The sequence below is a fragment of the Mesorhizobium sp. M4A.F.Ca.ET.020.02.1.1 genome, from assembly GCF_004022645.1.
Classification (GTDB): Bacteria; Pseudomonadota; Alphaproteobacteria; order Rhizobiales; family Rhizobiaceae; genus Mesorhizobium.
Window position 1 is genome coordinate 1 of the sequence record NZ_RZOI01000191.1, and the last position, 8,834, is coordinate 8,834.

Annotated in this window: 15 protein-coding genes and 1 pseudogene; 7 read left to right on the forward strand and 9 right to left on the reverse strand. The window is 61.8% G+C overall.

The genetic code is table 11. The features are described from left to right. Nucleotides 1–84 precede the first annotated feature (84 nt). Nucleotides 85–345, forward strand: coding sequence for a hypothetical protein (locus tag EN742_RS14435; RefSeq protein ID WP_126055193.1), 261 nt, complete (start codon nt 85–87; stop codon nt 343–345). 40 nt (nt 346–385) lie between these two features. On the opposite strand, the gene EN742_RS14440 is transcribed toward EN742_RS14435, so the two are convergent. After that, entirely contained in the window at nt 386–1,780 is a 1,395-nt protein-coding gene (locus tag EN742_RS14440; RefSeq protein WP_245482420.1) for a PAS domain S-box protein, read from the reverse strand. A gap of 244 nt (nt 1,781–2,024) precedes the next feature. Between EN742_RS14440 and EN742_RS14445 the strand changes: the two genes are divergently transcribed. From EN742_RS14445 to EN742_RS14465, 5 genes are all read left to right on the forward strand, one after another. Continuing rightward, nucleotides 2,025–2,363, forward strand: a complete 339-nt coding sequence (locus EN742_RS14445) for a hypothetical protein (protein WP_126055194.1) — start codon at nt 2,025–2,027, stop codon at nt 2,361–2,363. Between the two features lie 130 nt (nt 2,364–2,493). Beyond that, the gene (locus EN742_RS14450) at nt 2,494–2,661 is read left to right on the forward strand and encodes a Thivi_2564 family membrane protein (protein WP_126055195.1); all 168 of its coding nucleotides are present in this window, start codon (nt 2,494–2,496) and stop codon (nt 2,659–2,661) included. Between the two features lie 38 nt (nt 2,662–2,699). Next, complete coding sequence (locus EN742_RS14455) at nt 2,700–2,993, forward strand: hypothetical protein (protein WP_126055196.1); 294 nt, start codon at nt 2,700–2,702, stop codon at nt 2,991–2,993. A 125-nt stretch (nt 2,994–3,118) separates the two neighbouring features. Continuing rightward, nucleotides 3,119–3,577 (forward strand): GFA family protein, encoded by a 459-nt coding sequence (locus EN742_RS14460; RefSeq protein WP_127406739.1) that lies wholly within the window; start codon nt 3,119–3,121, stop codon nt 3,575–3,577. Nucleotides 3,578–4,040: 463 nt separating this feature from the next. Next, complete coding sequence (locus tag EN742_RS14465; protein WP_128332948.1) at nt 4,041–4,586, forward strand: PAS domain-containing protein; 546 nt, start codon at nt 4,041–4,043, stop codon at nt 4,584–4,586. Between the two features lie 8 nt (nt 4,587–4,594). Here EN742_RS14465 and EN742_RS14470 read toward each other — a convergent pair whose 3' ends face one another. Then, nucleotides 4,595–4,864, reverse strand: a complete 270-nt coding sequence (locus EN742_RS14470) for a hypothetical protein (protein ID WP_126055199.1) — start codon at nt 4,862–4,864, stop codon at nt 4,595–4,597. A gap of 168 nt (nt 4,865–5,032) precedes the next feature. Here EN742_RS14470 and EN742_RS14475 point away from each other — a divergent pair, with 168 nt between their 5' ends. After that, entirely contained in the window at nt 5,033–5,227 is a 195-nt protein-coding gene (locus tag EN742_RS14475; protein WP_126055200.1) for a hypothetical protein, read from the forward strand. A 361-nt stretch (nt 5,228–5,588) separates the two neighbouring features. On the opposite strand, the gene msrA is transcribed toward EN742_RS14475, so the two are convergent. From msrA to EN742_RS14510, 7 genes and pseudogenes are all read right to left on the reverse strand, one after another. After that, nucleotides 5,589–6,107 (reverse strand): peptide-methionine (S)-S-oxide reductase MsrA, encoded by a 519-nt coding sequence (gene msrA, locus EN742_RS14480; protein WP_126055201.1) that lies wholly within the window; start codon nt 6,105–6,107, stop codon nt 5,589–5,591. 127 nt (nt 6,108–6,234) lie between these two features. Further along, the gene (locus tag EN742_RS14485; RefSeq protein WP_245482485.1) at nt 6,235–7,134 is read right to left on the reverse strand and encodes an ankyrin repeat domain-containing protein; all 900 of its coding nucleotides are present in this window, start codon (nt 7,132–7,134) and stop codon (nt 6,235–6,237) included. A gap of 111 nt (nt 7,135–7,245) precedes the next feature. Beyond that, complete coding sequence (locus EN742_RS14490; RefSeq protein WP_126059120.1) at nt 7,246–7,569, reverse strand: hypothetical protein; 324 nt, start codon at nt 7,567–7,569, stop codon at nt 7,246–7,248. Further along, nucleotides 7,569–7,763, reverse strand: coding sequence for a hypothetical protein (locus tag EN742_RS14495; RefSeq protein WP_126055202.1), 195 nt, complete (start codon nt 7,761–7,763; stop codon nt 7,569–7,571). The genes EN742_RS14490 and EN742_RS14495 overlap by 1 nt, the downstream gene beginning before the upstream one ends. Beyond that, entirely contained in the window at nt 7,748–7,987 is a 240-nt protein-coding gene (locus EN742_RS14500; RefSeq protein ID WP_126055203.1) for an ABC transporter permease, read from the reverse strand. The genes EN742_RS14495 and EN742_RS14500 overlap by 16 nt, the downstream gene beginning before the upstream one ends. Nucleotides 7,988–8,090: 103 nt before the next feature. Next, the gene (locus EN742_RS14505; RefSeq protein ID WP_126055204.1) at nt 8,091–8,294 is read right to left on the reverse strand and encodes a hypothetical protein; all 204 of its coding nucleotides are present in this window, start codon (nt 8,292–8,294) and stop codon (nt 8,091–8,093) included. Then, nucleotides 8,291–8,788, reverse strand: a pseudogene (locus EN742_RS14510) (glycosyl hydrolase 108 family protein); the annotation flags it as partial. The gene EN742_RS14505 and the pseudogene EN742_RS14510, both read right to left, overlap by 4 nt. Between the last annotated feature and the right edge of the window lie 46 nt (nt 8,789–8,834).

The following is an 8,834-nucleotide window of genomic DNA, read 5'->3' on the forward strand; positions in this document are numbered from 1 at the left end:
ATTTTTGACATTATGCTTGCTATCGCGATGTGCCGGGTGCATGCTCGAAAATGAGGAAAAACGCCCCACCGGAAGGCAACTGCCATGCGCGACAGCTATTCAAGCCAATTGCGGGAAGACCTCAACTCCCTGGTCGTGGCGGCGATCCATTCCACGGGCGTGGTCAATGTCGCTATCGTGGCTGAGCGTGTGCGCCTGCGAAACCTCGACGAAAACGTCGCGCGCGAAGACCTCGAATATATGGTCGTGCAAACAGCCGAAATGTATGGGGCAGCCATGGAGTTCGATTGCGCGCTCGTCGTCGAGGTGGCTGAGGGACCCTGTCCGGCGCCGGTTTCCGAGTAAGGATAGGATTGCCAGCGCGTGGTTTCGGCCGGCCGCGCCGTCAATCCATCTCGTCAAGAGAGTTTTTCACGTATCGCAAAGGCGCTTCAAGCTTCCAGCTTACACCGTGCTCGCCGAACTCCAGCTGTCCGGTACCGCCCAGCGCCTGCGGCGTGATCCGTTTCAGCACAACCGAGCCGAATCCGCGACGTTTCTCTCCATCCAAGGGCGGTCCATCGTGCTCGTGCCAGACCAGGCCAAAGACCTCCTCGCCATTCGCGCCGGTGGTTATGGCCCATTCGATCTCGACCTGCCCGACCGGGTGAGACAGGACGCCGTACTTTGCCGAATTTGTCGCCAGTTCGTGGAAGGCGATGCCGAGATATTGGACGGCGTTCGGCTTGAGCATGATCACCGGCCCCTTTGCCGACAGGCGCGACTGCGCCGCGAAGACCCTTACCTGCGCCTCGACCAGCTCGGCAACCGTCGCGCCGCGCCACTCAGCATTGACAAGCAGATCGTGCGATTCCGAAAGCGCCAGGATGCGTTCGCGTACCTGGTCCAGAAAGACCTCCGGGGTGCTTGCCTGCTTGCTCGTCTCTCGGATCATCGAGATGATGACCGAGTACTGGTTCTTTACGCGATGGTTGACCTCGCGCATGAGCAGGCGGATGCGCCGTTCGCTCTCCTTGTGAGAGCTGATGTCGCGCGCAATCTTGGACGCGCCGACAATCCTGCCGATGCCGTCGCGTATCGGCGAGACTGTCAGCGAAACGGGAATGCGCGTGCCGTCCTTGCGCTGGCGCACCGTCTCGTAGGACGGCACGACCTCGCCGGCGCGAATGCGGGTGATGATCGAGACCTCCTCGTCCAGATGGTCGGGCGGAATAAGGATCGTCACCGGCCGGCCGATCGCCTCCGCCGGCGTGTAGCCAAAGAGGCGCTGCGCCGCGTCGTTCCAGCTGGTGATGATGCCGTTTATGTCCTTTGAAACGATCGCATCCACCGATGACTCGACAATGGAGGCAAGCCGCGTGCGGGCTTCGTCCGCCATCGTCTGCGTGCGCAGGTCAAGCAAGGTGGTGATTGCGCCGATCGTATCGCCGGCCTCATTGCGAAGCAGGACGGGATGCGCGCTGAATGGGATGAGTTCTCCGTTGGGCCGCTCGGCTATCGCCCGCCCCCAGCGAACGTCCTTTTCTTCGCGCAAGGCAATGGCCATCGGGCATTCTTCATGCGCCATCTTGCTCCCGTCGAGATGACGCAGCTTCCATGACCCGCACCACCGATCCTCGTTGAGCACGGGACGATGCCCCCAAAGTTCGGCCGCGGCTTCGTTGAAGAAAGTGATGAGGCCCTGCTTATCGGTGGTGTAGACGGCGACTGGCAGCGCCCGCAGCAGATCGACGGCATGGGCGCCTGGAAGCCCGATGCCGCCATGTTCAATCGTGTCCACCGACCCCCTCGCCTTTCGATACCGCAAAATTAACTCGACAAGGAATGCGCGTGAGGGATTTCGGTTCCCCGGCAACGCGTCGCCGGCCGGCCGGCGATCGCCAGTTCCCGGCTACGCTTGCAGAGTCGTCAAGGGCGGGAACTGTCTGCCACCTCCAAATGAATATGTGAGGGAACCATCACCAGCGCGAGCGGTTCCCCCAAAAGTCGCGACACGACGAAACTGCAACCAAATGGAGACAGCCATGACCATGAGAATCCTCGCAGCCACCATGCTGACGCTTGGCCTCGGTACATCGGCGATGGCCCAGACCGCCGGCGACACGGCCGGCTCAGGCATGGTCGACGGCAGCGGAAAATCGGTCGTTGTCGACCCCACTGGCCCCAATACGGTCGACCTGAACGACCCCGATGCCGTCGATCCCACGCCGACCTACAGCATAGACGGCATGGCCACGTATGCGACGAGCCCAACCCCCGATCAGAACTGCCCTGTCGGCCCGCAGGGCGCGCAGCCTGACGCAAGCGGGACATCGCCCGGGACAAGCGCGCCGACGGTGAACGACAACCACTGCGGCAAGTAACCGGCGCATCGCCGTTCGGCGGCCGCGGACAACGACTTCGCGGCCTCCGCCGGTTCCCGCGGGGAACCGACCTTGCAGCAGCGGCGTTTCCAGGATGTATTGAGTTCCGAAACAACCTGGGAGAGAGGACGTGGCTCTATCGGCTCTCATCGGCATCCTGATCACCTTCCTGGTGATCATCCTCGTGCTCTTCCTCGTCCAGCGCCTGCCGCTCGACGGCCGCACGCGACAGATCGCGCAGATCGTCGTCATCATCATTGGCATCATTTCACTGTTGAAGTATCTGGCTGTTTTCTAGCCCTTCCCGAGGGGAAGATGTCCAGCCGAGGCTCCCCGATGAAAACCAGTTCGATCGCATGGATTGCCGGCACGATGGTGCTTGCCTTCACGGCCACAGCCCACGCCCGCCTCGATACCCGTACAATGAGCTGCGAACAGGTGCGGTCCCTGATCCAGGGCCATCGCGCGGCCGTGCTGACCACGGGACAGAACACCTACGACCGCTATGTGCGGCAGTACGGCAATGAGTGCGACTGGCCTGAGGTGCCGACAGCCGCCTCCGTTCCGGCGCGTGACGGCCAGTGCCGCGTCTACCGCTGCCAGGAGCCAGTGTTCAATTTTCCCAACTAAATATGGCCTCGTCGTTCTCGCAACGGATGCGTGGAACCGTTGCCCTTCGCGCGAATTGATTCGGGGTCGAACATTTCGACGTGTTGTCGCGGCCAGCAGAGCGGCGCGAACCAGGAGGAACAGCCATGTCCAGCGATATCAGGCGCAGCGGCAGCTGCCTGTGCGGCGGCGTCCAGTTCTCGGTCACCGGCGAGCCGCTTCGGGTCGGACTTTGCCATTGCAAGGATTGCCGCAAGACCAGCGGATCGGTCTACCAGGCTTTCGGAATCTGGCCGCTTGAGGCGTTCGAGACGACCGGCATCGTCAGCACCTATGGCGGCAGGAGCTTCTGCCCGACCTGCGGCGGCCGTGTCACATCGGTCGGCGAAGAGGAGGCCGAAGTGATGCTTGGCAGTCTCGATGTGGCGCCGACGGAGCTTGAACCGAAATACGAGTTGTGGACGGTGCGCCGAGAGCACTGGCTGCAGCCCCTGCCCGGCGCCCATCAGTTCGGACACGACCGGACCGAAGGCGAGGCGGCTGACGAAGGCGAAGCACGCATAGCCGCGGAGGGCGACGGGGAATCGACCCGCAGCGCAGCCTGAACCTGCAGCCAGGATGGCCAACTTGCATTTTGCAACCGATGGTCGGTTTGCCGCGGGTACCATGCTCAGTTAAGATTCGACTTGCGGTGGACCTATTGGAAACCGCTTTGGCCGGCGCGGCTCAGGCAACGCTCCCAACATTGCCGCGTCGGCCTTCCAGAATCGAAGGACGCGCGGTATGTTTTCCGGGCCGGGCGGTACAACCTTTGATATGTATTACGACTCACATAGCTTGGTTATCTAGTGAAGTACCAAGTATGGTTGCGCTACCGGCCCAGACATTCTTTCGATGAAAGAAAATTCGCTCAAAGTTATTTTTTTCAGTGCGTCAACTACGCCACCCAAGTAGCAGTCAAAGCTGACGCATCGTGATTTTGGGCGGTCTTGTACAAAAGGCCACCTTGTTTCTTTTGGTTCATGTTACATACTGTTGCGAATCTTGAAACCGAACGGGGCGGTTTTCATGACTGCGGTACCTGAAGGGGGGCGCGGCGTTCATCTGCGATATCCTCCGATCGACGGGTTCTGGACCTGGGACATCAAGCGAAACCGTGTCTACGGTGACGCCAACCTTTCCGACTATTTCGGGCTCACGCTTGAGGAATTCTCCCATGGCGCGCCACTTGAAAGATGCATGGAAAGCATCGAGGCCGAGGATCGGCTCCGGGTCCATGTAGCGATTCGCCGGGCGGTGGAGCGCAGGTCGAGTTTCCGGGAGGTCTACAAAGTCCGTTCGGAAAAGATGGGCCTTCGCAAGATCCTGGCGGTCGGCCAGTGCTATGTCGACAACCTTGGAGAAGCAGCTCTCTATCCCGGCTGGTTCGTCGATCTGACACAGGAGGAGGATACAGAGGAGGCCTCCTTGCGCGAAATCCACCGGCATATCGAGCAGGCCAAGGAAATCTCGCAATCGATCGGACATACCCTGCTCTTCTACCTGCTCGACAATGCCCAGGAAGAGGTGCAACTGCGTCTTGGCGGCGGATCGAGTAGGCGCAAATCGTCCTAGCGCGCACCCTAGCCTCTGGGCGGCGTCCTGCCTTGCTTGCTGATTTCGGCCGTCACCATGCGGGCGAAATGCGACTGCGGCGAGCGACGTTCGAGCAGTCTGGCGCGTTCGAGCGCCGTATCGCCGTAGAATTCGACCAGCACCGCGGCTGCAGTGGCCGCGTCGGCCTTCAGCTTGCCGATGTCGGCCTGTTCGCTATGCCTCGAGGGGCCGTTCCTGGCGATCACGTCCAGCATGGCTTGCAACTTTTCAGGAGTGCTGCCCTCGTCTTCGTGCATCGTCGCGGTCCGATTGGTCGCGCAAAATATCGACATTTCCGAGGAATGTCCAACAGCTTCGTTGATCGCGCAGGGATACAACCAAATACAGCTTCACCGCGAGTCTCTCCACAATCTTGATGCAAGCAACAGTCAGCCACACTTCCCACGCAGACATTGGGGGCACCGATGGACCAGCCGAGCAAAATGGAAAACCTGCAGTTCGCGCAGGGGATCTTGAGGGAACTGCGCCAGAAAGCTGAAGCCGATGGCGAGAAGCTTCTGACCTATCTGATCGACATGGCCTATCTCGAAACCAGCGACCGCATCCGCGCGCACTGGATCGGGAACCATGAGAGCGACGGCCGCCGCGCCAAGGGCTGATGCATGTCGACCAAAAGTGCGTAGCGGTTTTGGGACGAAGATGCATCAAACATTAGACTTAGCTTGAGCGCGTTCGGTTAGGCAGGACGCGCTCTGGATCGGCGCCGTGGCCCGCTGCCAGGATCTGGAAACGCAAAAAGCCCGCCGTGCCTTTCGGCACGACGGGCGCAATTGGCAGGATTGGCGGTCCGGGCCGAGTTGTCGACACAAGCAAGCCCGCGCCTCTCGCAGAGGACGCGGGCCCGGATCGGGATGCCGGCCCGATCAGGCAGCATACCGTTGCGCGCTGCCGGAACATGAACTCTTAGCGTATGCTAATGTTCCAGCGCAGAGGGAAAATTTGCCGAGCGACCGATCTGGCTTATGAAGCGGCCCTTTCGCGAACCGGGAGTTTCCAGCCCGGCCTGACGAAATGGCAGGTGTAGCCGTTCGGGTATCTCTCCAGATAGTCCTGATGTTCGGGCTCGGCCTGCCAGAATGGGCCGACCGGCGCAACCTCGGTGACGACCTTGCCCGGCCACAGGTGAGAGGCATCGACATCGGCAATGGTGTCCTCGGCGACCCGCTTCTGGTCGTCGCTGGTGTAGTAGATTGCCGAGCGATAGCTCATGCCGACATCGTTGCCCTGACGGTTGCTGGTCGTCGGGTCGTGGATCTGGAAAAAGAATTCGAGCAGCGTGCGGTAGCTCAGCCTGGCGGGATCGAAAATGATCTCGATGGCCTCGGCATGGGTGCCGTGGTTGCGGTAAGTGGCGTTGGGCACGTCGCCGCCGCTGTAGCCGACGCGGGTCGAGACGACGCCCGGAAAGCGCCGGATCAAATCCTGCATGCCCCAAAAGCAGCCGCCGGCAAGCACCGCGCGTTCGGTGGAAGTCGCCATGTCACATCTCCGTTGGATTTCTCCATAAATGGGGATTGTGACGCTCTTCGTCCAGCGGCTCAAGCGTTCGGGAACGCGACTACAACAGCCGCCTGGATTGAGGACGGGAGGACATCAAGATTCAATTCTAGGGAAGCGGCAACGGTGCGTCACTCAAGGTCCGCAGGTAAGCGATGAGGTCTGCTCGCTGCTTCTCGTCCTGCAGACCCGGGAAAAGCATATCTGTTCCAGGCAGAGTGAGCGCGGGATTGGAGATAAACAAATTGAGTTCCTCAAAAGTCCAATCGCCACCAGCATCCTTCAGACTCGACGAATACTCGACATCGCCTTGCGAAGCCTTCCGCCGCCCTACGATGCCCCACAGATTGGGCTTGGGATTCTTGACCCCCGGCACTGCAAGATGACAAGTCCCGCACGTCTTTCCGAAAAGTTCTTTGCCCGATTCAGCGTTTGCCGATGCAAGTCGTGCCGAAATCGGCGCAATGGCCGGTCGTCCTGCGCCATGACTGCGCAAGTAGGCGACGACGTCTTCGTGACCGCTGAGCTTCGCCAAATGTATGGGTGGACTGCCGTTCGATGTCAGTGCGTTGACATCTGCTCCAGCGTCCACGAGATGGATGACGCACTGAAGGCAGCCATTCTCGGCAGCCACGTGCAGCGGCGTCTGCGATTTCGCCACCTGATTTGGATCGGCCCCATTGTCGAGCAACAGCTTCACGATGTCAGCGTGCCCACCCTTGTTGGCGGCATAGAGTGGCGTTCTTTGCCAACTGACGAGCAGGCTAACGTCGGCCCCACGACTTATCAGAAGTTTTGCCAACTCGATGTTTCCGGCTTCGCAGGCGATATAGAGCGCCGTGACACCGTCAATTTCGTTGATGGCGGCGCCCTTATCCAATGCGGAAGTCACCGCTGCGACGTCGCCATTCCTGACAAGATCGCCCAGGTTGCTCGCCTGGGCGGGCAGCGTAAAAAGCCCAAGCACCAACGAAGCCCTTATCACCCACATGCGTCTCCGCTTGGTCATGGTACCTCTCGCTGCTCTGAAAAAGCGCACAGGTTTGGCTCGCATTGCGGCTCCATGCACAAAAACGAATATTAGCAGATGCTCATTCAAAGACCAAGGATGCGCGGCCGGTCACTCCTCGTTTGTCGGCTTGAATTTCCGCACGACGACCTCGAACACGATGTCCGAAATCCACATCGCCGAGACGCCAATGAGGAAAGCGGCGGCGAGCGTCGTGGTGTCGTCGGCTGGATCGGGGATCGGCAGGCCACTTGCCTTGAACCAGGCGACGGCCGGCAGCGTCAGATAGGCGGCGGCGAGCGCGCCGCAGATCGGCGAAGCGATCATTTCGCGCAGTTTGTAGCGATGGCGCGACAGTGCCCGGAGCGCACCACCAGCCAACCCGGCCGCCACCACCGGGCCTTTGATGCCCAGGAGATCGAACAGATCGTGCATCATGGCCTCCAGCCGCAGAGTTCCTGACCCTTGCGGTTGTGCGCAAGCAGCGCCCTCGCCTCCTGGTCCGACAGTGCGTCGACCGCTTTGACGGAGAGGCGTACCGGCCTTGAGACGGCGCAGAAGCTTCCCTTGGCTGTGGTGCATCCGGCCGCGACGAGCAGCGGCAGCACGAGGATCAATCCCTTGCCCATGTTTTCAGCTCCTTGCTGGCCGCGCCCGCGCGCAGCGCGCCGATATCATTGTCGACCTGGTCGGCGAGCGCGCCGGCGGCAGCCTCGGCCTTGGCCTGCCGAGCGCGTTCCGCACCGGCGCCGGCAAGCCGCTGGCGGACGCCCCAGCCGAGGGCTGCCACCACCGAGGCCAGCAGGCCAAGGAACGTCGGGTTGCCGAGCAGTGAGGAAAGCAGCGCCGTCATGACAGCCACCACACGACAAGTGCCGCAACGATGAGGAGCGCGCCTGCCATCCAGGGCAGCGCCTGGCGCAGGAGTTCGGTGAAGACCTCGACCATTTTGCCCCTCATCTCTGCCAGTTGAGCTTGCGGGCGAGCACATGCCAGGCTTCGGTGCCGAGGCCGATCGCCAGGCCGATGCCGGCCTCGAGCGCCATCTGGATGTCAGGATCGCCAGACAGGGCGGCGGCGTCGCCGGCGCCGAGCAGGCCGCGCGCCACGAGGACGGCCGCGCCATAGCGCAGCGCGATGCGGATGATGACGGCAATCATGATCTCTTGCCTCCAAGGATGGTTTTGAAGATGGCGAGCAACAGCCGCCAGAATGCATTGCCGGCAGGCACGGCCGGATCAGGCGCAACCTCCGGATGGGCAGCTTCAGCCGAAGGTACGGATGGGCCTTGCCCAGGCGCTGGCGCCGGCGGAGCCGGCTCAACCGCAGACAGCAGCAGCGCCTCGGCGCGCACGAATCCGACCCGCCCGCTCCAGCCCCTGCCGAAGGTCGGCCATGTTGGCAGCCGCTTGAGGAACGCCAGGCGTGCGTCGCAAAGTGCGTCGATGACAACGCCGGCGGGCCGGGCCCTGGCGGCGCCGAGCGTCGCCGGACCGATGCGCCCGTCCTGGGTGACGCCGACGATCGCCTGAAGGTAGTTCGCCGCCCTGGCCGGGCCGCTGTTCACCGCGAAGTCGAACACGGCATAGTCGACGCCGGCGGGAAGTTCGGCGCCGGCCACGGCATCCCAATAGAAGCGCCGGAACACTGCGGCCCATCACGGTGTGGACGATGGCATCGGCCGGGATCATGCCGGTGCC

Excerpts from the sequence above, each read along its gene's own strand:
- msrA (WP_126055201.1), bottom strand. The coding sequence starts at position 6,107 with ATGGCGACTTCCACCGAACGCGCGGTGCTTGCCGGCGGCTGCTTTTGG.
- EN742_RS14500 (WP_126055203.1), bottom strand. The coding sequence starts at position 7,987 with ATGACGGCGCTGCTTTCCTCACTGCTCGGCAACCCGACGTTCCTTGGC.
- EN742_RS14460 (WP_127406739.1), top strand. The coding sequence starts at position 3,119 with ATGTCCAGCGATATCAGGCGCAGCGGCAGCTGCCTGTGCGGCGGCGTC.
- EN742_RS14475 (WP_126055200.1), top strand. The coding sequence starts at position 5,033 with ATGGACCAGCCGAGCAAAATGGAAAACCTGCAGTTCGCGCAGGGGATC.
- EN742_RS14455 (WP_126055196.1), top strand. The coding sequence starts at position 2,700 with ATGAAAACCAGTTCGATCGCATGGATTGCCGGCACGATGGTGCTTGCC.
- EN742_RS14465 (WP_128332948.1), top strand. The coding sequence starts at position 4,041 with ATGACTGCGGTACCTGAAGGGGGGCGCGGCGTTCATCTGCGATATCCT.
- EN742_RS14505 (WP_126055204.1), bottom strand. The coding sequence starts at position 8,294 with ATGATTGCCGTCATCATCCGCATCGCGCTGCGCTATGGCGCGGCCGTC.
- EN742_RS14490 (WP_126059120.1), bottom strand. The coding sequence starts at position 7,569 with ATGCACGATCTGTTCGATCTCCTGGGCATCAAAGGCCCGGTGGTGGCG.
- EN742_RS14445 (WP_126055194.1), top strand. The coding sequence starts at position 2,025 with ATGACCATGAGAATCCTCGCAGCCACCATGCTGACGCTTGGCCTCGGT.
- EN742_RS14435 (WP_126055193.1), top strand. The coding sequence starts at position 85 with ATGCGCGACAGCTATTCAAGCCAATTGCGGGAAGACCTCAACTCCCTG.
- EN742_RS14470 (WP_126055199.1), bottom strand. The coding sequence starts at position 4,864 with ATGCACGAAGACGAGGGCAGCACTCCTGAAAAGTTGCAAGCCATGCTG.
- EN742_RS14485 (WP_245482485.1), bottom strand. The coding sequence starts at position 7,134 with ATGACCAAGCGGAGACGCATGTGGGTGATAAGGGCTTCGTTGGTGCTT.
- EN742_RS14495 (WP_126055202.1), bottom strand. The coding sequence starts at position 7,763 with ATGGGCAAGGGATTGATCCTCGTGCTGCCGCTGCTCGTCGCGGCCGGA.